Origin of the sequence: Streptomyces changanensis (genome assembly GCF_024600715.1) — a bacterium.
Lineage (GTDB): Bacteria > Actinomycetota > Actinomycetes > Streptomycetales > Streptomycetaceae > Streptomyces > Streptomyces changanensis.
Genome location: NZ_CP102332.1, coordinates 4,668,414 through 4,691,641, shown reverse-complemented (window position 1 = coordinate 4,691,641; position 23,228 = coordinate 4,668,414). Strand labels below are relative to the sequence as shown.

The 23,228-nt window shown below is 72.7% G+C and carries 21 protein-coding genes; 8 read left to right on the top strand and 13 right to left on the bottom strand.

Going from position 1 to position 23,228, the window contains the following annotated elements; all coding sequences use genetic code 11:
• Positions 1-46 precede the first annotated feature (46 nt).
• The gene (locus tag NRO40_RS20915) at positions 47-1,072 is read right to left on the bottom strand and encodes an ATP-dependent 6-phosphofructokinase (protein ID WP_058943655.1); all 1,026 of its coding nucleotides are present in this window, start codon (positions 1,070-1,072) and stop codon (positions 47-49) included.
• A 280-nt stretch (positions 1,073-1,352) separates the two neighbouring features.
• Between NRO40_RS20915 and pta the strand changes: the two genes are divergently transcribed.
• The 3 genes from pta to pyk all read left to right on the top strand — a co-directional run bounded on the left by pta (position 1,353) and on the right by pyk (position 6,296).
• Positions 1,353-3,431, top strand: a complete 2,079-nt coding sequence (pta, locus tag NRO40_RS20910) for a phosphate acetyltransferase (RefSeq protein WP_058943654.1) — start codon at positions 1,353-1,355, stop codon at positions 3,429-3,431.
• A gap of 113 nt (positions 3,432-3,544) precedes the next feature.
• Positions 3,545-4,753 (top strand): acetate kinase, encoded by a 1,209-nt coding sequence (locus NRO40_RS20905; RefSeq protein WP_058943653.1) that lies wholly within the window; start codon positions 3,545-3,547, stop codon positions 4,751-4,753.
• Between the two features lie 112 nt (positions 4,754-4,865).
• Positions 4,866-6,296 carry a pyruvate kinase gene (pyk, locus tag NRO40_RS20900; protein ID WP_058943652.1) on the top strand — a complete coding sequence of 477 codons (1,431 nt, stop codon included), beginning with the start codon at positions 4,866-4,868 and terminating at the stop codon, positions 6,294-6,296.
• Positions 6,297-6,337: 41 nt separating this feature from the next.
• Here pyk and NRO40_RS20895 read toward each other — a convergent pair whose 3' ends face one another.
• The 4 genes from NRO40_RS20895 to NRO40_RS20880 all read right to left on the bottom strand — a co-directional run bounded on the left by NRO40_RS20895 (position 6,338) and on the right by NRO40_RS20880 (position 10,549).
• Positions 6,338-7,711 carry a hypothetical protein gene (locus tag NRO40_RS20895; protein ID WP_058943651.1) on the bottom strand — a complete coding sequence of 458 codons (1,374 nt, stop codon included), beginning with the start codon at positions 7,709-7,711 and terminating at the stop codon, positions 6,338-6,340.
• Positions 7,701-8,222, bottom strand: coding sequence for a DUF6114 domain-containing protein (locus NRO40_RS20890; protein WP_058943650.1), 522 nt, complete (start codon positions 8,220-8,222; stop codon positions 7,701-7,703). The genes NRO40_RS20895 and NRO40_RS20890 overlap by 11 nt, the downstream gene beginning before the upstream one ends.
• Positions 8,223-8,314: 92 nt before the next feature.
• Entirely contained in the window at positions 8,315-8,983 is a 669-nt protein-coding gene (locus NRO40_RS20885) for a DUF6230 family protein (protein ID WP_058943649.1), read from the bottom strand.
• A 594-nt stretch (positions 8,984-9,577) separates the two neighbouring features.
• Positions 9,578-10,549, bottom strand: coding sequence for a tetratricopeptide repeat protein (locus NRO40_RS20880; protein WP_058943648.1), 972 nt, complete (start codon positions 10,547-10,549; stop codon positions 9,578-9,580).
• A gap of 230 nt (positions 10,550-10,779) precedes the next feature.
• On the opposite strand from NRO40_RS20880, the gene NRO40_RS20875 reads away from it, so the two are divergent.
• A complete protein-coding gene (locus NRO40_RS20875; RefSeq protein ID WP_058943668.1) occupies positions 10,780-11,433 on the top strand; it encodes a TetR/AcrR family transcriptional regulator in 654 nt (217 codons plus the stop codon).
• 81 nt (positions 11,434-11,514) lie between these two features.
• On the opposite strand, the gene NRO40_RS20870 is transcribed toward NRO40_RS20875, so the two are convergent.
• The 4 genes from NRO40_RS20870 to NRO40_RS20855 all read right to left on the bottom strand — a co-directional run bounded on the left by NRO40_RS20870 (position 11,515) and on the right by NRO40_RS20855 (position 14,908).
• Entirely contained in the window at positions 11,515-12,009 is a 495-nt protein-coding gene (locus NRO40_RS20870) for a GNAT family N-acetyltransferase (protein WP_058943667.1), read from the bottom strand.
• Positions 12,010-12,134: 125 nt separating this feature from the next.
• Positions 12,135-13,835, bottom strand: a complete 1,701-nt coding sequence (locus NRO40_RS20865; protein ID WP_058943647.1) for an acyl-CoA mutase large subunit family protein — start codon at positions 13,833-13,835, stop codon at positions 12,135-12,137.
• Positions 13,836-13,919: 84 nt separating this feature from the next.
• Entirely contained in the window at positions 13,920-14,252 is a 333-nt protein-coding gene (locus NRO40_RS20860; protein WP_079047288.1) for a DUF3817 domain-containing protein, read from the bottom strand.
• Between the two features lie 146 nt (positions 14,253-14,398).
• Positions 14,399-14,908 (bottom strand): MarR family winged helix-turn-helix transcriptional regulator, encoded by a 510-nt coding sequence (locus tag NRO40_RS20855; RefSeq protein WP_257375470.1) that lies wholly within the window; start codon positions 14,906-14,908, stop codon positions 14,399-14,401.
• Between the two features lie 155 nt (positions 14,909-15,063).
• On the opposite strand from NRO40_RS20855, the gene NRO40_RS20850 reads away from it, so the two are divergent.
• Positions 15,064-16,155 (top strand): glycoside hydrolase family 6 protein, encoded by a 1,092-nt coding sequence (locus NRO40_RS20850; RefSeq protein ID WP_058943644.1) that lies wholly within the window; start codon positions 15,064-15,066, stop codon positions 16,153-16,155.
• Between the two features lie 124 nt (positions 16,156-16,279).
• Here NRO40_RS20850 and glxA read toward each other — a convergent pair whose 3' ends face one another.
• The 4 genes from glxA to NRO40_RS20830 form a co-directional block, all read right to left on the bottom strand.
• Positions 16,280-18,247, bottom strand: a complete 1,968-nt coding sequence (gene glxA / locus NRO40_RS20845; protein ID WP_257375469.1) for a radical copper oxidase GlxA — start codon at positions 18,245-18,247, stop codon at positions 16,280-16,282.
• Positions 18,248-18,250: 3 nt separating this feature from the next.
• Positions 18,251-19,945, bottom strand: coding sequence for a glycosyltransferase family 2 protein (locus tag NRO40_RS20840; RefSeq protein WP_232791234.1), 1,695 nt, complete (start codon positions 19,943-19,945; stop codon positions 18,251-18,253).
• A gap of 412 nt (positions 19,946-20,357) precedes the next feature.
• Positions 20,358-20,648: an MTH1187 family thiamine-binding protein gene (locus tag NRO40_RS20835; RefSeq protein WP_058944557.1), complete on the bottom strand. Its 291-nt coding sequence runs from the start codon at positions 20,646-20,648 to the stop codon at positions 20,358-20,360.
• Complete coding sequence (locus tag NRO40_RS20830) at positions 20,645-20,989, bottom strand: DUF3817 domain-containing protein (protein WP_058944556.1); 345 nt, start codon at positions 20,987-20,989, stop codon at positions 20,645-20,647. Before NRO40_RS20830 ends, NRO40_RS20835 begins: the two co-directional genes overlap by 4 nt.
• 151 nt (positions 20,990-21,140) lie before the next feature.
• Between NRO40_RS20830 and NRO40_RS20825 the strand changes: the two genes are divergently transcribed.
• Genes NRO40_RS20825 through NRO40_RS20815 form a run of 3 tightly spaced genes read left to right on the top strand, consistent with a single transcriptional unit; the run spans position 21,141 to position 23,220 of the window.
• Positions 21,141-21,779: an AIM24 family protein gene (locus tag NRO40_RS20825; protein WP_058944555.1), complete on the top strand. Its 639-nt coding sequence runs from the start codon at positions 21,141-21,143 to the stop codon at positions 21,777-21,779.
• A complete protein-coding gene (locus tag NRO40_RS20820; protein WP_058944554.1) occupies positions 21,779-22,429 on the top strand; it encodes an AIM24 family protein in 651 nt (216 codons plus the stop codon). Before NRO40_RS20825 ends, NRO40_RS20820 begins: the two co-directional genes overlap by 1 nt.
• A complete protein-coding gene (locus NRO40_RS20815) occupies positions 22,426-23,220 on the top strand; it encodes an AIM24 family protein (protein WP_058944553.1) in 795 nt (264 codons plus the stop codon). The genes NRO40_RS20820 and NRO40_RS20815 overlap by 4 nt, the downstream gene beginning before the upstream one ends.
• Positions 23,221-23,228 lie beyond the last annotated feature (8 nt).

The following is a 23,228-nucleotide window of genomic DNA, read 5'->3' as shown; positions in this document are numbered from 1 at the left end:
CGGGTGCCGCGGGTCGCGGTCGGCGCGGGTCGCGGGTGGGCGCCGGTCAGAAGACCGACTCGGCCTCCAGCACGCGGTCCTCGGGCACGGTCTTCAGCCGGGTCGTCGCGTCCGCGAGCGGCGCCATCGCGATGGCGGTGCCGCGCAGCGCCGTCATCCGGCCGAAGTCGCCGCGGTGGGCGGCCTCCACCGCGTGCCAGCCGAAGCGGGTCGCGAGGACGCGGTCGTACGCGGTCGGCGTGCCGCCGCGCTGGACGTGGCCGAGGATCACCGGGCGGGCCTCCTTGCCGAGCCGCTTCTCCAGCTCCTTGGCGAGCCGGGTGCCGATGCCCTGGAAGCGCTCGTGGCCGAACTGGTCGATTTCGCCCTTGCGGTACTCCATCGTGCCCTCGGCCGGGTGCGCGCCCTCCGCGACGCAGACCACCGCGAACTTCTTGCCCCGCGCGAACCGCTCCTCGACCATCTTGACCAGGTCGTCGATCTGGAAGGGCCGCTCCGGCAGGCAGATGCCGTGGGCGCCGCCGGCCATCCCGGACTCCAGGGCGATCCACCCGGCGTGACGCCCCATCACCTCGACGACCATCACGCGCTGGTGGGACTCGGCGGTGGTCTTCAGCCGGTCTATGGCCTCGGTGGCGACCATCACGGCCGTGTCGAAGCCGAAGGTCCGGTCGGTCGAGGAGATGTCGTTGTCGATGGTCTTGGGGACGCCGACGACCGGCATGCCCGCGTCCGACAGCATGCGCGCCGCCGTCAGGGTGCCCTCGCCGCCGATGGGGATGAGGACGTCGATCCCGTACCGGCGCTGCAACTCGCCGCAGTTCTCGGCGGCCTCCTGCAGCCGGGCGCGCTCCAGGCGGGCCGAGCCGAGGATCGTGCCGCCGCGGGCGAGGATGCCGCTCACCGCGTTGAGGTCGAGGGGCCGGTAGTGGCCGTCGAGGAGGCCCTTGAACCCGTCCTCGAAGCCGATCACCTCGTCCCCGTAGCCGGTGAGCGCGCGATGCACGACCGACCGGATCACGGCGTTCAGGCCGGGGCAGTCGCCGCCTGCGGTGAGAACTCCGATGCGCATCGTGCTGTGTCTCCTGCTCGGTAGTCGTGTCGTCGGGCCGGTGTCGCGGACGCCGGAGGGCCGGTACTCGTCGGGGGCGCGCCTTTCCGAATTGTCCCACGGCCGGGTGCGCCGAGCGCCCCGCCGGCCGCCCGGGAGGGGGTTCCGGACCCCGACACCCGGCAAGCGCTCTACCCACTCCCGGAGGTATTGTCAAGAGGGTATGGCCATCTCCCAGGGGATGTTTTGGGCCAGTACGGGTACCAGACGCACACTCGCTTGACGGACAGGAGACCACGGCGTGGCGCGCAGCGTGTACGTGACCGGGATCGAGCGCGGGGACGGCCGCCAGGTCGTGGAGCTGGGGGTCATGGAACTCCTGACCCGCCAGGTGGACCGGGTGGGGGTGTTCCGCCCGCTGGTGCACGACGGGCCCGACCGCCTCTTCGAGCTGCTGCGCGCCCGCTACCGCCTCCCGCAGGACCCCGCGACCGTGTACGGCATGGACTACCAGGAGGCGTCCGCGCTCCAGGCCGAGCAGGGCACGGACGAGCTGGTGTCCCAGCTGGTCGAGCGGTTCCACGCGGTGGCGCGGGAGTACGAGGTGGTGCTCGTGCTCGGTACGGACTTCGCCGCCACCCAGCTGCCCGACGAGCTCGCCCTCAACGCGCGCCTCGCCAACGAGTTCGGCGCCTCCGTCATCCCCGTCGTCGGGGGCAAGGGCCGGCCGGCCGACGCGGTGCGGGCCGAGGCGCGCAACGCGTTCCGCGCGTACGAGGGGCTGGGCTGCGACGTCCTCGCGATGGTGGTGAACCGGGTCGCCGCCGACGACCGGGAGGCCATAGCCGAGCGGCTCTCCGCCCGCCTCCCCGTCCCCTGCTACGTCCTGCCCGACCAGCCGTCGCTGTCCGCGCCCACGGTCGCGCAGATCACCCACGCGCTGGGCGCCCGGGTGGTCCTCGGTGACGACGCGGGCCTGGCGCGCGACGCCCTCGACTTCGTCTTCGGCGGCGCGATGCTGCCGAACTTCCTCAACGCGCTGACCCCGGGCTGCCTGGTGGTGACCCCCGGCGACCGCGCCGACCTGGTGGTGGGCGCGCTGGCCGCGCACTCGGCCGGCACGCCGCCGATCGCGGGCGTGCTGCTGACGCTGAACGAGCAGCCCAGCGAGGAGATCCTCACCCTGGCCGCCCGCCTCGCCCCCGGCACCCCGGTCGTCGCCGTCAGCGGCAACAGCTTCCCCACCGCCACGGAGCTCTTCGCCCTGGAGGGCAAGATGAACGCGGCGACGCCGCGCAAGGCGGAGACCGCGCTCGGCCTCTTCGAGCGGCACGTGGACACCGCCGACCTGCTGAAGCGGATCTCGGTGGCCCGCAGCGGCCGCGTCACGCCGATGATGTTCGAGCACGAGCTGCTGGAGCAGGCCCGGGCGGACCGCCGCCGGGTCGTCCTGCCGGAGGGCACGGAGGAGCGGGTCCTGCGCGCCGCCGACGTGCTGGTCCGCCGCGACGTGTGCGACCTGACGCTGCTCGGCGACCCGGAGGCGATCCGCCGCAAGGCGGCCGACCTGAGCATCGACCTGTCCGGTGCCCAGCTGATCGATCCGGTCACCTCGGAGCTGCGGCAGCGGTTCGCGGAGCGGTACGCCGAGCTGCGCGCCCACAAGGGCGTCTCGGTGGAGCTCGCCTACGACGTCGTGTCGGACGTGAACTACTTCGGCACGCTGATGGTGCAGGAGGGGCTCGCCGACGGCATGGTCTCCGGGTCGGTGCACTCGACGGCGGCGACGATCCGGCCCGCCTTCGAGATCATCAAGACGAAGCCGGACGCGTCGATCGTGTCGTCGGTCTTCTTCATGTGCCTGGCGGACAAGGTGCTCGTCTACGGCGACTGCGCGGTCAACCCCGACCCGGACGCCGACCAGCTCGCCGACATCGCCGTGCAGTCGGCGGCCACGGCGGCCCGGTTCGGCGTCGAGCCGCGGATCGCGATGCTGTCGTACTCGACGGGCACCTCCGGCACCGGCGCGGACGTGGACAAGGTCCGCGAGGCGACGAAGCTGGTGCGCGCGGCGCACCCGGAGCTGAGGATCGAGGGCCCCATCCAGTACGACGCGGCCGTGGAGCCGACCGTCGCCGCGACCAAGCTGCCCGAGTCGGAGGTCGCGGGCCGGGCGACCGTGCTGGTCTTCCCCGACCTGAACACGGGCAACAACACCTACAAGGCCGTGCAGCGCTCGGCGGGCGCGGTGGCCGTGGGCCCCGTCCTCCAGGGCCTGCGCAAGCCGGTGAACGACCTGTCGCGCGGCGCCCTCGTCAGCGACATCGTGAACACCGTGGCCATCACCGCCATCCAGGCGCAGGCCACCCGGCCCGCGTGACCCCCCGCGCGGGCGGGGGCGGCCGCCCCTCCCACCCCCGGGGGCCCGCCGCCCCGGCCCCGCGGGCCCGCCCCGCCCCCGCCCCTCCCGTGACGACAGAAAGCACCGCCACCGTGACCAGCCCGACCCGCGTCCTCGTCCTCAATTCCGGCTCCTCCTCGGTGAAGTACCAGCTCCTCGACATGGGTGACGGCTCCCGTCTCGCGGCCGGCCTCGTGGAGCGGATCGGCGAGTCCGGTTCGCGGCTGGTGCACACGCCGCTCGCGCGGGGCGGGGAGCGGCGCGAGCGGACCGCGCCGATGGCCGACCACACGGCCGCGCTGGGGGCGGTCGCCGAGGAGCTGGCCACCGACGGCCTGGGCCTGGACTCCCCCGACCTGGCGGCCGTCGGCCACCGGGTCGTCCACGGCGGGCTGCGGTTCTCCGCGCCGACCGTCGTCACCGACGAGGTGCTGGCGGAGGTGGAACGGCTGGTCCCCGTCGCCCCGCTGCACAACCCGGCGAACATCACCGGCATCCGCACGGCGATGGCGCTGCGGCCCGACCTGCCGCAGGTGGCGGTCTTCGACACGGCGTTCCACACCACGATGCCGGAGTACGCGGCCCGGTACGCGATCGACGTGGAGACCGCCGACGCCCACCGCATCCGGCGCTACGGCTTCCACGGCACCTCGCACGCGTACGTCTCGCGGGAGACGGCCCGGCTGCTGGGCAAGGACCCGTCCGAGGTCAACGTGATCGTGCTGCACCTCGGCAACGGCGCGTCCGCCTCGGCGGTGGCGGGCGGGCGGTGCGTGGACACGTCGATGGGCCTGACGCCCCTGGAGGGCCTGGTGATGGGCACGCGTTCCGGTGACGTCGACCCGGCCGTCACCTTCCACCTCCGGCGGGTGGCGGGGATGTCGGTGGACGAGATCGACACGCTGCTGAACAAGAAGAGCGGCCTCGTCGGCCTGTGCGGCGACAACGACATGCGGGAGATCCGCCGCCGGATCGACGAGGGCGACGAACGGGCAAGGCTCGCCTTCGACATTTACGTCCACCGGCTGAAGAAGTACATCGGGGCGTACTGCGCGGTGCTCGGCCGGGTGGACGCCGTGGCGTTCACGGCCGGTGTCGGCGAGAACGCGGCGCCCGTGCGGGAAGCTGCGATGGCGGGCCTGGAGCAGCTGGGCCTCGCGGTGGACCCCGAGCTCAACGCCGTACGGTCCGGCGAGCCGCGGCTGATCTCGCCGGAGGGCGCGCGGGTGGCCGTGGCGGTCGTCCCGACGGACGAGGAACTGGAGATCGCACGACAGACGTACTCGCTGGTAAGCAACTGAAAACGGGAAACTCCACGCACTTCGATGAACTCGGCTGAGCGGTCACCCGCCCATTTGTACATTCCGCCAGACGGAATATTCCGCACAGAAACAAACCGATAGGATCCGCCTTATGCGCCGTTCCAAAATCGTCTGCACACTGGGCCCCGCCGTCGACTCCTACGAGCAGCTGAAAGCGCTCATCGAGGCCGGCATGAACGTGGCCCGTTTCAACATGAGCCACGGAACCCACGCTGAGCACGAGGAGCGGTACCACCGCCTCCGCGAAGCGGTCGAGGACACGGGCCGCGCCGTCGGCGTGCTGGCCGACCTCCAGGGCCCGAAGATCCGGCTGGAGACCTTCGCCGAGGGCCCGGTCGAGCTCGTGCGGGGTGACGAGTTCACCATCACCACCGAGGACGTCCCCGGCGACAAGTCCGTCTGCGGCACCACGTACAAGGGGCTGCCCGGCGACGTCGCCAAGGGCGACCAGATCCTGATCAACGACGGCAACGTCGAGCTGAAGGTCCTGGAGGTGGACGGCGCCCGCGTCCGGACCATCGTCATCGAGGGCGGTGTCGTCTCCGACCACAAGGGCATCAACCTGCCGGGCGCGGCGGTGAACGTCCCGGCGCTCTCCGAGAAGGACGTCGAGGACCTGCGGTTCGCGCTGCGCATGGGCTGCGACATGGTCGCGCTCTCCTTCGTGCGCAACGCCGGCGACGTCAAGGACGTCCACCGCGTGATGGACGAGGTGGGCCGTCGCGTCCCGGTCATCGCCAAGGTCGAGAAGCCGCAGGCCGTCGCCAACATGCAGGACGTCGTCATGGCGTTCGACGGCGTGATGGTGGCGCGCGGCGACCTGGCCGTCGAGTACCCGCTCGAAAAGGTCCCGATGGTGCAGAAGCGGCTCATCGAGCTGTGCCGCCGCAACGCCAAGCCGGTGATCGTGGCGACCCAGATGATGGAGTCGATGATCACCAACTCGCGCCCGACCCGCGCCGAGGCGTCCGACGTCGCGAACGCGATCCTGGACGGCGCCGACGCCGTGATGCTGTCGGCCGAGTCGTCCGTGGGCGCCTACCCCATCGAGACGGTCCGGACGATGTCGAAGATCGTCGTGGCGGCGGAGGAGGAGCTGCTCTCCAAGGGCCTCCAGCCGCTGGTGCCCGGCAAGAAGCCCCGTACGCAGGGCGGTTCGGTGGCCCGCGCGGCCGCCGAGATCGCCGACTTCCTGCACGGCAAGGCCCTGATCGCCTTCACCCAGTCCGGTGACACCGCCCGCCGGCTGTCCCGCTACCGCGCGACGCAGCCCATCCTGGCCTTCACCACGGACGCCGCCACCCGCAACCAGCTCACCCTGAGCTGGGGCGTCGAGTCCTTTGTCGTCCCGCACGTCGACAACACCGACGCGATGGTCGACCTGGTCGACGCGGAGCTGCTGAAGCTCCAGCGGTACAACCCCGGCGACACCATGGTCATCACCGCCGGCTCGCCCCCCGGCGTCCCCGGCACCACGAACATGGTCCGCGTCCACCACCTGGGCGGTCCGGAGACCGACTGACCCGCGGACGCCGGTCCACCCGCCGTCGTGCCGGGGTGGTGTCAGCCCTCGATGAAGTTCTTCAGGCCGGGCACCTTGAGGGTGCCGCCGAACTGGGCCGCCTGGACGACCTCGACGTCGGTGAAGAAGGCGTAGGGGACGTCCAGCGGGGGCGGGGTCTCCGGGCTGAAGGTGATCGGTATGAGGCCGAAGAGGTTGCCCTTCAGCTTCTCGGTGTACATGGTCACCGTGCCGCCGGTGATCGTCGAGGTGGAGCCCGGACGGGACGTGACGTGCCCGGTGCGGCCCTCGCCGTGGACGGTGAGCTGGTGCAGGTCCTTGATGTCCACCTCGGACGCGGTGAACTTCAGGGCCTTCTTCAGCGTGCCGCTGCCCGTGCGGACCTCGACGATGCCGTGGTACTTCAGCCCGCGCAGCGTGAGCCGCGTGCTCTCCAGCCGCCACGGGTGGTCCGCGACGTGCGGCACGCCGGGCTCGGGCTCCGCGTCGGCGAGGGCCTGCGGGTCCGGGGTGGGGCAGGGGAACGGGGGCTTGGCGCCGTCGGGGACGTCCTCGTCCTTCTTCGGCTCGCGTCCCTTGACGTCCTCGGGCAGCTCCTCGACCTCGGCGCCGACCTGGTCGGCGGCGTCCTTGATCGCCTCCTTGGTCGCGTCCCCGGTCCCGGTCCCGTCCGCGGTCCCGGTCCCCGGCTTCGTCCCCAGGGCGGTGTCGCCGTCCGTGTCGGGGCGCTCCGGCCGGTCGGGCCCGTCGGGCACGGGCGGCTTCGCGGTGGCCGTGAACGAGGGGGCGGGTGTCGGTGCGGCCGTGGGCGCGGAGGGTGTGGGCGCCGAGGCCTCCTGCTCGCCGGCCAGTCCGCCGAGCAGGTCCTTGACGGCGCCACCGACCCCCAGCGGGTCCAGCGGGTGGCGGGACGCGGACGGCGTGGGCGCGGGGGTGGCGGCCGGGGACGGGGTGGCGGCCGGGGCCGTCGTACCGGCCTGCGGGTCCTTCCCGGGCGCCGCCGGCTTCGTCGCCGCGTCCGCGGACGGGGTCTTCGTCGGTACGGGCGGCTTCGGGCCCGTACCCGTACCGCCGCCGTCCGGAAAGGCGGTCGCGGAGGGCGACGGGGACGGGGAGGGCGAGGCCGTCGCGGACGTGCTCGGCTTCGGCTCCTGCGACTCGGCCGGCTCGTCCGACTGCGTGACGCACGGACCGGGTGCGAAGGGGATGTCCTTCTCGTCGGCGAGCGCCGGCCTCGGCGTCAGGCTGATGCCGACCAGGACGGCCGTGGGCATCGCGGCCAGGGCCAGCGCCTTGCCCGCCGGGGCCTGCAACTTCGTCAGCAGCGACTTGCGCGGAGCCGCGTGCCGCGGCCCCCTCCTGGTGCGTGCGGCCTCGCCGTCGGCCACCGCCGGCTGCGTCTCGTCACCCCGCACTGTTCCTCCCGCCGTTGGCGTCGACAGTCGTCTCGGTGTCGTACGTGCGTGCGTGGAACGGCTCCAGCGGGTCGTCCGCGCGGGGCCGCAGGTCGTGTTCCGGCTCGTCCTCCGGCCGGCCGGGCGCCCAGGCGATGGAGAGCGCTCCACCGACGAGGGCCATGAGGAAACCGATGACGAAACCGCCCAGGTTCGCCACCGGGATGGAGACGAGGGCGAGGAGGATGGCGGCGACGCCCGCGAAGATGCGTACGGCCTGCTGGTACCACATGGTCAGGCCGAGGGTGACCAGCAGCCCCCCGATGATCAGTGCTCCGGCGCCCGTGGTCGTCGCCATCGAAAGGGTCATCTGCCCGAGTTGGAGACTCGCGTACGGGAAGTAGGCGATGGGGATTCCACCCAGCAGGGTGAAGAGGCCCGCCCAGAACGGCCGGCTGCCCCGCCAGTCACGGAACCGCCTCCTGAGGACGCGGACGTAGTGCTCGTTCTGCTCCGGCGACTCGGCGCTCATGGAAGCTCCCTGGTACTGGTGTTGCTTGTCGAGGTGGGAGTCGGGCGGGTGGGGACGCTGCGAGCGCCCCACCCGCCCTCACGGTTCACCGGTCAGTAGCACTCGACGCCCGGGCCGTCGCCCTTGAGCAGCTTCATGCTGAGACCGCTCAGCTTGAAGGACGCGGCCGTGGTCGCCCACGCCCTCTGCTCGACGTTGCGGAGCTGGGCACGGGTCGCCTGCTGGGCGAAGCCGTTCTGGTTGATGTTGTGGTCCTTGACGACCGGGCCCTTGGCGAACTTGCCGCCCTGGCCGGTGTCCTTGGCCGCCATGCCGATGTCGATGTTGTCGAACTCGGCGTCGGCCTTCAGATCCGTGACGTCGAGGTACAGGTTCTCCGCGACGACCGGGTTCTTCGGGTCCTCGCCGGCCTTCAGCTTCAGCGTGATCTTGCCGAAGACCGGGACGTCCGGCGTGACCACCGACTGGCACATGTTGGTGATCCTGGCGTTCTTGAACGTCGAGATCGCGACCGGCCGCGGGACGACCTGGTCACCTTCCTTGACGTTCGCGTACCCCATGTCGACGCCGCCGTACTGGGCGAACCCGCGGCCGTCGAGGTACTCCGCCGTGACCTTGAACTCCTGGCCGGAGACGGCGAACGACGCGGCGAGCGCGCCCTGGGCGAGCCCGACGCCTATCGCGGCCGTCGCGGCCACACCGGGGACCATCACGACGGCGAACCGCTTCCATCTGGTCCCACCGCGCATCTGGGACTGCATAGATTCCTCCTTCTCGGACGTACATCTCCGGGCCGGACCCGGAAGGCCCGTCCTGGGATGGGAGAAGTGCTACGTCCTCGGGAAGGGGAACGCCCGCGGATCGGGCGCGAACAGCGTCCGGATCACCGGCGATCACCCCCGAGCGACAACCACCGTGCCGCTCGGCGCAGGCGTCCGCGCGGCCCGTTCGGACAGGCCCTGCCGGTCGGCAGGAACCCCCCTGTCCACGGCCGGCGCAGGTGCCCCGGCCCACTCGGTGGGGACCCAACCACTCGCGGCGCGGCTGATGGCCGGGCTGGTACGGGGTTGGACCGAGCGTGGCCGATCGTGGTCCATTCGGGCCCGGGGCACAAGGGGGTTCGTTACCCGCTAGTAACGACTCGATAAACCGGGTGCGACGGCGTGCCGTCGCCCAGGCACTCACGGTGCTACCCACCGGTTCGACAGAAGGTGATTTCGGGGGCGATGGCGGGACATAAGGGCGGCGTCGACTTACTGGAAGTAACAGCGGCCGCGTTTGCCAAGATTTGGCAAAGCGCGGCCGCCGTCCCTCGCTCTCCGCCGGTTCGACGGACCGTCAGGCCGGTGCGCGGCTCAGAACAGCACGCGCGCCAGGTCGCCGCGGGCCTTGATCACGCGCGGGTCGTCGGAACCGATGACCTCGAACAGCTCCAGCAGCCGCACCCGCGCCGCGTCGCGGTCGTCACCGGCCGTGCGCCGCACGGTGTCGACGAGCCGCCCGAAGGCGTCCTCGACGTGTCCGCCCACCAGGTCCAGGTCGGCGGCGGCGAGCTGCGCCGGCACGTCGGCGGGGTCGTCGGCGGCGTTCTTGCGGACCTGCTGCGGGTCCGCGCCCTGCACGCGGCCGAGGAGTTCGGCCTGGGCGAGGCCCAGCTTCGCCTCGGTGTTGCCGGGGTCGTCGACCAGGACGTTCTTGTACGCCTGGACGGCGCCCGGGATGTCGTTCGCGTCCAGCGCGCGCACCGCCGCCTCCAGCAGGGCGTCGTACGGCCCGGCCGGCACGGCGGCGGCGCCGGCCCCGGGGCCCTCGCCCTCCGCGTCGACGACCAGACCGGTGAGGCCGAAGCGCTGCTCGGCGACCTGGACCAGCTGGTCGAGGGTCTGGCGGATCTGGGCCTCGGGCGCCGCGCCCTGGAAGAGCGGCAGCGCCTGACCGGCGACGACCGCGAAGACCGCCGGGATCCCCTGGATCCCGAACTGCTGCATGAGCATCTGGTTGGCGTCGACGTCGACCTTCGCCAGGAGGACGCGGCCGCCGTACTCGACGGTCAGGCGCTCCAGCAGCGGCCCGAGCTGCTTGCAGGGCTCGCACCACTCGGCCCAGAAGTCGATGACGACCGGCACCTCGGCCGACCGCTGGATGACGTCGCGCTCGAAGCCGGCCTCGTCGACGTCGATCACCAGGGCGGACGGGGGCACGGCGCCGGAGCCGCCCTCCCGGGACGCCTGCGCGCGGGACTGCTCCGCCTTCGCCTTGGCCTCTGTGGCCGCCTTCACCGCGGCGAGGTCGACGACGCCGCTCATGGACATGTTCCTAGGCTGCATGGGTACATCCTCCCCCTTCCGCGCGCGTTACCGGTACGTCATGGCTCGAGCCGTGGTGGCACCGGGTCCCCACCGGGTGCCGTGGTCGTCGCTGCGGGCTGGTCCCAGCCTTTCGCTACGCGTCGTAGCGTAACTGGGGCGCGGGGGACGCGGGCCGGGCGAGCGGAGTGAAGTGGCTCACACGCGTGGCATCGGGGGCAGCCGAGCTACCCGCCGGTATGGTCGCCGTCATGTGCAGCCGCCCCGCCGCCACTCCCCCCACCGGCCCCGGCCGCCCCGGGCGTCCGCGCAGCGCCGCGGCGGACACCGCGATCCTGGAGGCGACCCGCGCGGCCCTGGTCGAGCTGGGCTGGTCCAAGCTGTCGATGAGCGACGTCGCCACCCGCGCGGGCGTCGCCAAGACCACCCTGTACCGGCGCTGGGCGGGCAAGAACGAGCTCGTCGTGGACGCCGTCGCCGTCCTCTTCGACGAGCTGGAGCTCCCCGACCGGGGCAGTCTCGCGGCGGACGTCGAGGGCGTGGTGCGCCAGTTCGCCGCGCTGCTGGAGCGGCCGGAGGCGAAGACGGCGTTGATGGCCGTCGTCGCCGAGTCGACCCGCGACGAGCCGCTGCGCGAGCGGATCCGCACCTCGATCGTCGAACGGCAGAAGCGCCTCGTCCTGCAGGGCAGGGCCCGCGCCCAGGCCCGGGGGGAGCTGCCCCCGCCCGCCGAGGGCCAGGAGGGCGGCGGCACGGCGGACGGCACGGACGACCTGATCTTCGACGTGATCGCGGGCGCGGTGGTCCACCGGGCGCTGGTGAGCGGGGAGCCCGTCGACCGGGAGTGGGCCCGGCGGTTCACGGCGCTGCTCCTCGGCGGACTCGCCGCCGTCTCCCCCGACTGACCCGCCGGGGGGCGTCCCGGCGGCACCACCGCCCGCGAGCCGCCACCCGCGGGTCACGGCTCGCGGGTCACAGCTCGCGGGTCACAGCTCCCGGTACATCACGTGCAGGCCGGTGTAGCCGCGCACCGGGTGGCGGAAGGCCCCCGGGACGGTGCCGACGACCCGGAACCCCAGGTCCTCGTAGAGCCGTACCGCGTGCTCGTTGGTCTCCACGACGGCGTTGAACTGCATGCCCCGGTACCCCGCCGCCCGGGCCCAGTCGAGGCTGTGGCGGACGAGGGCCCGTCCGATGCCGCGCCCGCCGTGGGCCGGGTCGACCATGTAGCTGGCGCTGGCGACGTGCGCGCCGTTGCCGGCCTGGTTGCGGTTCATCTTCGCCGTCCCCACGACCGTGCCGGCCGGGTCGACCGCGACGACCGTGCGGTGCGGCGGCTCCAGGAGCCACCAGCCGCCCGCCTCGTCCTCGGCGAGGTCCACCGGGTAGGTGAAGGTCTCGCCGGCGGCGACGATCTTCCGGAAGAAGGGCCAGATGGCGGGCCAGTCGCCGGCGGTGGCCTCACGGATCTCGACGTGCATGGGGCCCAGCATGCACGCCGGGATCCGCCGGGGTCGAACGGTTTCCGGCGCAGCCGAACGCCCCCCGCCGGAGCCGAGCGCCCCGCCGGGACCGAGCGGCCCTCGGCGGCGGGGGCGCGGGGCGGTCAGAAGCCCGCCGGTTCGGTGTACGTCCCCCACTCGTCGCGCAGGACGTCGCAGATCTCGCCGAGGGTCGCCTCGGCGCGTACCGCGTCGAGCATGGGCCCGATCATGTTGGAGCCGTCCCGGGCGGCGGCGAGCATCGCGTCGAGCGCGGAGCGCACACGGGCGTCGTCGCGCCGGGCCTTTCGGGCGGCGAGGACGCGGACCTGCTCGCGCTCCACCTCGTGGCTGACGCGCAGGATCTCCAGGTCGCCGGTGACGGAGCCGGTGTGGCAGTTGACGCCGACGACCTTCTTGTCGCCCTTCTCCAGGGACTGCTGGTAGCGGAAGGCGGCCTCGGCGATCTCGCCGGTGAACCAGCCGTCCTCGATGCCGCGCAGGATGCCGGAGGTCATGGGACCGATGGGGTGCCGGCCGTCGGGGTGGGCCCGCAGGCCGCGCTCCTTGATCTGGTCGAAGATCTTCTCGGCGTCCGCCTCGATGCGGTCCGTGAGCTGCTCGACGTACCAGGAGCCGCCCAGCGGGTCGGCGACGTTGGCGACGCCGGTCTCCTCCATGAGGACCTGCTGGGTGCGCAGGGCGATCTCGGCGGCCTGCTCGGAGGGGAGGGCGAGGGTCTCGTCGAGGGCGTTGGTGTGCAGGGAGTTGGTGCCGCCGAGCACCGCGGCGAGCGCCTCGACCGCCGTGCGCACGACGTTGTTGTAGGGCTGCTGGGCGGTGAGGGAGACACCCGCGGTCTGCGTGTGGAAGCGCATCCACTGCGCCTTGTCCGTCTTGGCGCCGTAGACCTCCTTCATCCAGCGGGCCCAGATACGGCGGGCCGCGCGGAACTTTGCGATCTCCTCGAAGAAATCGAGGTGCGCGTCGAAGAAGAAGGACAGACCGGGGCCGAAGACGTCGACGTCCAGGCCGCGCGAGAGGCCGAGCTCCACGTAGCCGAAGCCGTCGGCGAGGGTGTACGCGAGCTCCTGCGCGGCCGTCGAGCCGGCCTCGCGGATGTGGTAGCCGGAGACCGACAGGGGCTTGTACGCGGGGATGTGCGCCGCGCAGTGCTCCATCAGGTCGCCGATGAGCCGCAGGTGGGGCTCGGGCTGGAAGAGCCACTCCTTCTGGGCGATGTACTCCTTGAAGATGTCCGTCTGGAGCGTGCCGTTGAGGACGGACGGGTCGACGCCCTGCCGTTCGGCGGCGACGAGGTACATGCAGAAGACGGGCACGGCGGGGCCGCTGATCGTCATCGACGTGGTGACGTCCCCGAGCGGGATGCCCTGGAAGAGGACCTCCATGTCGGCGGCGGTGTCGATGGCGACGCCGCAGTGGCCGACCTCGCCGAGGGAGCGGGGGTCGTCGGAGTCGCGGCCCATGAGCGTCGGCATGTCGAAGGCGACGGAGAGGCCGCCGCCGCCCGCCGCGAGGATCATCTTGTACCGCTCGTTGGTCTGCTCGGCGTTGCCGAAGCCGGCGAACTGGCGGATGGTCCAGGTGCGGCCCCGGTAGCCGGTCGCGTACAGGCCGCGGGTGAAGGGGTACTCACCGGGCCAGCCGATCCGCTCGAAGCCGTCGTAGGTGTCGCCGGGCCGGGGCCCGTACGCGGGCTCCACGGGGTCGCCGGAGAGCGTGGTGAAGTCGGCGTCGCGCTTGCGGGCGGCGTCGTAGCGGGCCTGCCAGCGTCGGCGGCCTTCCTCGATGGCGTCAGCGTCCATACCTCGAATTTACTAGGACGTCCTAGTAAATGTCGATGGCCGACCGCCGGGCGCGCCCCGCGCCCGGCGGTCGGGAGGGTGCGGTTACGCCTTGGCCGTGACCGGCGTGGCGTCGACGACCAGCGGCCGGACCTCGCGCGCGACCTTGCGCTCGACGAAGAAGGCCGCGGTGGGGATCGTGCCGCTCAGCAGGATCCACAGCAGCTTGCCGAACGGCCAGCGGGCCTTGGAGCCCAGGTCGAAGGCGAAGACGAGGTAGATGATGTACAGCACGCCGTGGGTCTGCGAGACCACGAAGGTGACGTCCTCACCCACGCCGAAGCCGTACTTGGCGACCATGCACGTACAGAGCACGAGGAGCATGACGGCCGTGACGTAGGCCATCACCCGGTAACGGGTCAGCACGCTGGATTTCATGGCATCGAGCGTAACCACCCGATCCGGGCGATCTTCGCGCGCCCCCTCACCTCCGCCGACCGCCGCCGGCAGGGCCCCCGCCCCGGCCGCCGGCCCCGCCGGCCGTCCCGGTCGCCCGCCGCCCGGCGGCGCCCCCGGGACCCCGCTCACCCCTCGTCGAAGTCGCCCGCCGCCACCCGCAGCGGCCGCAGCATCGCGAAGATCTCGGCGCACTCCTCCGCGTCGTACGCGCCCAGGCCGAAGTCCATGGCCATCAGGTCGGCCGTGGCGGCCTCGACCACCTCGCGCCCCTTCTCCGTGATCGCGGCGAGGGTGCCGCGGCCGTCGTTCGGATTGGGGCGCTTGCCCACGAGACCGGAGCGGACCAGCCGGTCGACGGTGTTGGTCACGGACGTGGGGTGGACCATGAGCCGCTCGCCGATCTTCGACATGGGCAGCTCGCCCGCCTTGGAGAAGGTGAGCAGCACCAGTGCCTCGTACCGCGCGAAGGTCAGCCCGTACGGCTTGACCACGGCGTCGACCTCGGCCAGCAGGATCTGGTGGGCGCGCATGATCGAGGTGATCGCGCCCATCGAGGGCACCGGGCCCCAGCGCTGCCGCCAGAGCTCGTCGGCGCGGGCGATGGGGTCGAAGGGGAGACTGAGCGGCTTCGGCACGCGGTCGACCTTACCGAGTGGCCACATGGCGGTCAGCCCGGTCTCACGCTTCGGTCGACCCCCGCGCACCCGGGGCCCGCGGTGTCGCACCCCGCCGCCCCTTGCCCGTTATGCCACGATTGCCCGGACTGTTCGCAGCCAGCCAAGGGATCGTGATGTCCGGTCGCCGTTCGTCGTCCCGCGCGCCGCTCCTCCTGACGCTCACCGCCGCCCTCGCCGCCGCGCTCCCCGCCGCAGGCTGCTCGCCCGGCGGCGCGGGGGTCGGCGACAGGGCCGGGGAGCGGCCGTCCGCCGCCTCCGCCGGGCGGGGCGAGGCCGCGGCGCCCCACGCCGACTCCCCCTTCTGGGTCGACCCGCGGAGCGACGCCGCCCGCCAGGCCGCGGCGTACGAGGCGGCCGGCCGGACCGAGGACGCGCGCCTCATGCGGCGCATCGCCGACCGCCCGGCCGCCGTCTGGCCGGCCGGCGACGACCCCGTGCCGGACGTCACCGAGGCGGTGCGCGGCGCCGCCCGCGACGGGCGCACGGTCGTCCTCGTCGCGTACGACATCCCGCAGCGCGACTGCGGCCGGTACTCCGCCGGCGGAGCGCCGGACGCGGACGCCTACCGGGCGTGGATCGACGCCTTCGCCGGGGCCGTCGGCGACGCGCCCGCCGTCGTCGTGCTGGAGCCGGACGCCGTGCCGCACCTGGTGGACGGCTGCGCGGGCGGCTCCGCCGAGGAGCGGTACCGGCTGCTGTCGGAGGCGGTGGACCGGCTGAAGCGGCAACCGCGCACGAAGGTGTACCTGGACGCCGGCAACCCGGCGTGGATCAAGGACCCGGGCAAGCTCGTCGAACCGCTGCGGCGGGCCGGTGCCGAGCGGGCGGACGGCTTCGCGCTGAACGTCTCGAACTTCCAGACCGACGAGGTCGTGGTGGCCTTCGGAAAGCGGCTGTCCGGCCTCCTCGGCGGCCTCCACTTCACCGTCGACAGCAGCCGCAACGGCCTCGGCCCGCTCTCCGGCGCGGAGGGCGGCGAGGAGTCCTGGTGCAACCCGCCCGGCCGCGCCCTGGGCACGCCGCCCACCGTCCGCACCGGCGACCGGCTGGTGGACGCGTACCTGTGGATCAAGCGGCCCGGCGAGTCCGACGGCACCTGCCGGGGCGGCCCCGCGGCGGGCACCTGGTGGCCGGAGTACGCCCTCGGCCTGGCCCGTCGCGCCGCCGACCGACCCGCGCGCGGCGGGCCGGGCGCCGCCGACTGACCCGCGCGGCCGACCCCCGCGCGACGGGCCACCGCGGCCGGCCCGGCCCCGCGCGACCGGCCCGGCCCGCCGCCGGCCGGCCCCGGGAGGCCGGCCGGGGTCCGTCCGGTCGGTCCGCCGCCGGTCAGCCCCGGGCGGGGACCTGGATCCAGCGGGCCACCGACGGGCGGCCCTCGGCGTCCAGGGCGAACAGCATGTACCAGCCGGGCGGCACCAGGCTCGGGTCGAGGGGCGCCTCGACGGTCACCGAGTCCGCGGTGCGCGTCAGGCCCAGCTCGACCGACCGCTGCTCGACGTCCGTGGTGTGGGTGACGGCGCTGGGGCGCAGCAGCCGGGCCTTGGTGATGCGGGCGGCGTCCCGGGTGCGGAAGGTGGCCCGGCCGTCGCGGTCCAGCTCCCGCGGCCCCGCGCCGAGCACCGGGCGCCGGCGCGCGGCGTCGCCCTGGAGGTAGGGCGGGGTGTAGACCTCCACGCGCTGCTCGAAGGTGCCGAGCTTGGTGCCGTCCTTGTTCCCGAAGAGCGGGTCGGAGCCGAAGGTGGCGACGCGCCCGTCCGGCAGCAGCAGCGCCTCGGAGTGGTAGTTGCGGCCGACGGTGGGGTCGGCGGCCGGGCGGAAGGTGCCCGCCGCGGGGTCGTAGAACTGCGCCTTGAGGACGTCGCTGGCGCCGCGCCCGCGGTAGTCGGACGAGCCGCCGGTGGTGAAGACCGTGTCGTCCGGCAGCAGGACGCTGCTGAGGTAGCGGGTGCCCTGCGGGAGGGAGGGGCCGGGGCGGAAGACGGGGCTCTCCTCCTTGAGGTCGATGATCGCCGTGCGCGGGGTGGACAACGGGGACTCGCCGACCCCGCCCCCGCCGAGGACCATCAGCCTCTGGTCCTGGACCGGTGGCAGCAGGAGGGAGGCGGAGGTCTCCAGCTGGTCCGGGTCGTCGATGCCGCGGATCTCCTGGAAGACGTTCCTGCGCAGGTCCCACAGGCCGGGGACGCGACCCTCGTCGGCGGGGCCGTAGCCGGCGTTGGAGCCGGTGTAGAAGAGCTTGCCGCCCTTCGTGAGGAAGAGGGCCGGGTAGGTCGGGAAGTAGCGGGTGGGGCCCTTCGTCCACTTCCCGGTCCTCGGGTCGTAGACCTCGTTGTCGCCGGGGACGACGTCGCCGACGTCGTTGAGCCCTGACACGGCGAGGACCCGGCCGTCCTGGAGGGTGACGAGCGTGGGGTACCAGCGGGCGTCCTTCATGGGCGCGACGGGCACGTACCGCTCGGCGAGCGGGTCGAACTCGTACGCCGACCTGATGCCCTGGAAGTCCTGCTTCCCGGTGGTGAGCTTCTGCGCGAGGCCGTAGACGTTCCGGGCGTCCCGGCCGGTCAGCCCGACGACCCGGTACTGGGCCGCCTGCGTCGTCAGCCCCTCCGGACCCTCCTTCCTGGCCTCGACGAAGACCCGGGCCTCCGCGGCGGTGACCTTGGTCTCCCAGGGCTTCATCCGGCCGCCGCGGTCGTAGGAGACCGCGAACTCGCGCTTCGCCCTGGGCACGGTGACGTCGAAGCGGGAGACGTACTCGACGCCCGAGGGCGAGCGGAAGACGGTCCCCTTGGGGAGGGTGACCGCCTTGTCGGGGCTCTCGTTCTTGACACGCATGGCGCCGCCCGCCCGCTTCACCTCGCCGTCCAGGACCTCGTAGCGGGCCGTGCCGCCGGCCACCAGCAGGCGGCCGTCCGGGAGCTGGCTGTGGCCGGCGCAGAAGAAGTCCTCCGGGGTGTCGACGTCCTCGAAGGCGCCGGCGGCGGGATCCCACAGGACGGTCCTGAACGACCCGGCGTCGAAGTTCTTCTGGTTGTTGCCCGAGCCGGCGATCAGCAGGACCTTGCCGGTGCGCAGGAGCGCCGCGTGGATGGCGTTGAGGCGGTACTCGCCGGGGACCTCCACCGGCGCCCAGGAGCCGTACCGCGCCTTGTAGCCGGGCTGGGCGATCTTGTAGGCGTGGTACTTCTCCTCGGCGAAGGAGAGGGCCGCCGGCGCGTTGAGGCCGGCGAGGACGACGAGGGCGCCGCCGCCGAGCAGCGTCTTCCTGAACTTCCCGGACGGCCGGTGGGCCATGGGTCAGCTCCCTCCCGGTGTGGTGGCGAGGGCGACCCCGGGCTCGTCCCCGAGCTCGGCCGTCCGCCCGGTGACGCGGCGCTCCCGGGCGGTGGTCCACCCCCAGACCGCGACGGGGGCGAGGCAGACGGCGAGGGCCAGGACGGCCCAGGTGCGCATGGCCACGTGCGTGTGGTCGAGGTGCGCGGAGACGACGAGGCCGGCGGCCAGCACGGCCGCCCAGCCCAGATGGATCCGGAAGGTGCCCAGCCGGTCGGGGCTGGCCGCGCCGCCCTTGGGCGTGACGACGAACCGGCCGCCGGTGCGCCGGACCGCGGCGGTCAGCGACAGGAGGTAGACGGGCGCGCAGAGCGCCGACATCGCCATGCCGGCGAGGCCGCCGGAGCCCTCCGGCTCGTGGGGGGAGACGTTGTGGCGCCGGTTCCACAGGTACAGGCCGATCTGGAGGGCCGCGGCGTCGCTGTAGAGCATCAGCCACACGGAGGACGAGACCTGCGTGCCGGAGGCGCCGAGCCACAGGTAGAGGGTGCAGCTGAGGACGCCGAGGAACCAGTTGACGGCGGTCATCGGGTAGTAGACGAGCAGGAGGGTGTAGTTCAGGAGCCGCCCGGGCGGGAACCGGAAGGAAGCCTTCCAGTACTGCTTGACGAGCGTCTCGTACGTCCCCCGCGACCAGCGCATCTGCTGGGTGAAGAAGTCCGTCCAGGAGGCCGGGCCCTCACCGACGGCGAGGACGTCGGGCGTGTAGACGGACCGCCAGTGCCGGCCGGTCCGGGGGTTCCTGCGGCGGTGGATCTCGAAGCCGGTCGCCATGTCCTCGGTGACGGAGTCCTGGAACCCGCCGACCTGGAAGACGGCGCTCAGCCGGACGACGTTGTTGGTCCCGACGAACATCGGGGCGCGGTAGCGGTTGCCGGCGCGCTGGATCAGGGCGTGGAAGAGGAACTGCTGGGACTCGGCGGCCTTCGTGACGGGCGAGGCGTAGTTCCCGTACACCTGCGGGCCGACGACGAACGCGACGTCGGGGTCGCGGAAGTAGCCGAGCATGCGCTCCAGGAAGCCGGGGAGCGGGACGTGGTCGGTGTCGACGGACGCGAGGAACTCGTAGTCGTGGCCGTGCATGGCGATCCACGCGTTGTGGTTGCCGTGCTTGGAGCGCGTCTTGTGCACGCCGGCCGGCCGGTTCCACTCGGGTATGCCCTTGCGGGTGAAGTGGCGGACGCCGAGCTCCGCACACAGGGCCCGTGCCCGGTCGTCGTCGCCCTCGTCGAGCAGCCACACGTCCAGCACGCCCGCGTGGCGCACCCGCACGGCGCCCTCCAGGGTGGCGCGGACCATGGCGAGCGGTTCCTTGCCGGGCACGTACGTGGTGAGGAAGGCGACGCGGGTGCCCTCCACGGGGCGCACGGGCACGGGGTCGCGCGCCACGAGCGTGGCGTGCGCGATCGACACGACGTTGACCAGCATGAACAGGCAGATCAGTGCGATCGAGACGAGCATGACCGCGTCGAAGGCCACCAGCCACCGGTCGCCGCCCTCCCGGCGGGTCCAGTGGCCGGGCCAGACGAGGTAGGCGAGGAGGGCGGCGGAGAGCACGGGGGCGAGCGTCATGAGGAGGACGGCGCGTCCGCGGTGCGGCTGCCGGGCCAGCAGGGAGCGGTAGCGGACGGTGTACGCCGACGGGCCCGGCTCCGTCAGGGGCCCGGCGAGGCGGCTGTGGGCGTCGTAGTCGTAGCCGCCGGGGCCGCCCGCGGCCCCGGCCCGGTCCCCGCCGAGGCGCGGGCTCCTGCTGTCGCTGTCGCCGATGCTCTCCGACCGCAGCACGGGTGCCTCCAGCCTGTCGAGCGGGATCGCTTGTCCCCACAGAAGTGGACACACCAGTACATGTCGAACGGAGGGCATCCGAGTGGGCGTATCGACCGCGTACGGGTTTGACCCCCTGCCCTGACGTCATGTCAGCCCGTCGGGCACGGCGGAACGCGCCCGGGCACGACGGAGCCCGGCCGGCGGACCGCCGGCCGGGCTCACGGCCACTCGGGCGGGGCGGCGCCCCTCGGCGCGGCACCCCTCGGCGCCGCGCGCGGGTGCGGCCACCGCGCGCCCGCGGCGCTCAGGCCAGATGGCGCTCCACGGTGGCGACCTTCGAGGTGAGGCCGTCCGTCACCCCCGGCCGGATGTCGGCCTTGAGGACCAGGGAGACGCGCGGGGCGCGCGCCTCGACGGCCGCGACCGCGCGCCGGACGACGTCCATGACCTCGTCCCACTCGCCCTCGACGGAGGTGAACATGGCGTCCGTGCGGTTCGGCAGACCGGACTCGCGGACGACGCGGACGGCGTCGGCGACGTACTCCCCGACGTCCTCGCCGACCCCGAGCGGGGTGACGGAGAAGGCGACGATCACGCGCCCACCGTGCCCTCGGTGCGGGCGCGGGAGGCGATCACCGCGTCGTCGGCGGCGCGCTTGAGCTTCCGGTCGCCGTAGAAGCCGCCGAGGGGGACGACGGAGAGCACGAAGAACAGCACGCCCGTCTTCACGTCCCACTTCGCGTTCTTCCACGCGTCCAGCCAGAAGACCACGTACAGCAGGAAGAGGAAGCCGTGGACGGCGCCCATGAACGGGACGGCGTTGAACTCCGTCGTGCGCTTGAGGACCGAGCAGACGAGCAGCACGAGGAAGGAGGTGGCCTCGGGACCGGAGACGAGCCGGAGGCGGTGGAGGGCGGATGCGGTCTTGATGTCCACGGGACGAGCACCTTCTGCGCGGGGTCGATCTTGTGAATGGATGCACAAGCGTGCGCCCATTCTGTCAGGTGCGCCCCCCAAGACTCCATCAGGGGCGGCGACCCGCCCGGGGCGCTGTCCCCGGCCCGGCCGCGCCCGTTACGGTCGGTGCGTGGCAACCTTCCGACTCCAGGGCAGCAAAGCGCTCGCCGTCGACCTGGCCGGCGACGCCGTCAAGGCGAAGAACGGCGCGATGGTGGCGTACGAGGGCCAGATGGCCTTCAAGAAGATGAGCGGCGGCGGCGAGGGCCTCCGCGGCATGGTCACCCGGCGGCTGACCGGGGAGCAGATGGAGGTCATGGAGGTGAGGGGGCAGGGCACCTGCTACTTCGCCGACCGGGCCTCGGACGTGACCGTGCTGGGGCTCCAGGGCGACCGGCTGTGGGTCGAGGCGAGCAACCTGCTGTGCGTCGACGCCGGCCTGCGGACCGGTACGACCTTCACCGGGCTGTGCGGTGGCGCGAGCGGCAACGGCCTGTTCACGACGACCGTCGAGGGCTCGGGCCAGGTCGCGATCACCTCCGACGGCCCGGCCGTCGTGCTGCGCGTGACGCCGCAGCACCCGCTCGCCGTGGACCCGGGCGCGTACGTGGCGCACCAGGGCGACCTGCGGCAGACCTTCCAGTCCGGCGTCACCTTCCGCACCCTCGTGGGCGAGGGCGGCGGCGAGGCGTTCCAGATCCGGTTCGAGGGCGACGGGATCGTGTACGTGCAGCCGAGCGAGCGCAACACCGTGGGGGGCGACGTCTGATGCCGTTCCGGGAGGTCAACTCCAAGATGGTCGAGGCCACCGTCGCCCCGGGGCAGCGGCTGTTCAGCCAGCGGGGCGCGATGCTGGCGTACCGCGGGGAGGTCACTTTCACGCCGAACACCGCCGGCGGTCAGGGCGGCGTCATGGCGATGATCGGGCGGCGCGTCGCCGGGGAGGCCGCGCCGCTGATGACGGTGGAGGGCGACGGCACGGTCATGTTCGGGCACGGCGGCCACCACGTGCAGGTGATCCGGCTGACCGGGGACACCCTGTACGTCGAGGCGGACCGGCTGCTGGCCTTCGACGGGACCCTGGAGCAGGGCACGATGTTCATGGGCTCCCAGGGCGGCGTCATGGGCATGGTGCGCGGCCAGGTGACGGGGCAGGGCCTGTTCACCACGACCCTCAAGGGGCACGGCGCCGTCGCCGTCATGGCGCACGGCGGGGTGATCGAGCTGCCGATCACCCCCGGGCGGTCGGTCCACGTGGACCCCCAGGCGTACGTCGCCCACCACGGCGACGTGCGGAACAAGCTCTCCACGGCGCTCGGGTGGCGCGACATGGTGGGGCGCGGCTCGGGCGAGGCGTTCCAGCTGGAGCTGAGCGGCAGTGGCGCGGTGTACGTCCAGGCGTCGGAGGAGAAGCTGTGAGCCCGTCCGCGGTGTTCGACCCGTCGAACCTCCCGAGTGACGACAACGTCAACCCGTACACCTTCTGCGTGGAACTCAAGGGCTCCCGGTGGTTCCTGCAGAAGGGCAAGATGATCGCCTACTACGGCGACATCGCCTTCAACGGCGTCGGGCACGGCGCCCTGGAGCGGCTGGTGCGCACGAGCTTCCACTCGCCGATGCACGCGGGTGACTGGGTCGTGGCGGAGGGCAGTGGCCGGATGCTCCTGGCGGACCGGGCCTTCGACGTGAACTCCTTCGACCTGGAGGACGGCAACCTCACGATCCGGGCCGGCAGCCTCCTGGCCTTCGAGCCGTCGCTGTCGCTGAAGCAGTCGATCGTGCCGGGCTTCCTCACGCTGATCGGCACGGGCAAGTTCGTCGCCGCGTCCAACGGCGAGGTGGTCTTCATGGAGCCGCCGATCCGCGTCGACCCGCAGGCGCTCGTCGGGTGGGCGGACTGCCCCTCGCCGTGCCACCACTATGACCACGGCTACCTACGGGGCGTCCTCGGGGGGGTACGGGCGCTCACCGGGCTCGGTGGGGCGTCCGGCGAGGAGCACCAGTTCGAGTTCGTCGGGGCGGGAACGGTGCTGCTCCAGTCGACGGAGACGCTGGTGCCGGAGCAGGGCACCGGAACCGTCCCGCACGAGCCGGGCGTCCCGGGGGGCGGGGCGCCGCACACCGGACAGGGTTCCGGCCAGGGGTCGCACGGTGCGTCACCGCGCCTTCCCGGCCAGCTGGGGGACCTCCAGCGTCGCTTCGGGCTGTGAGCGGTAGT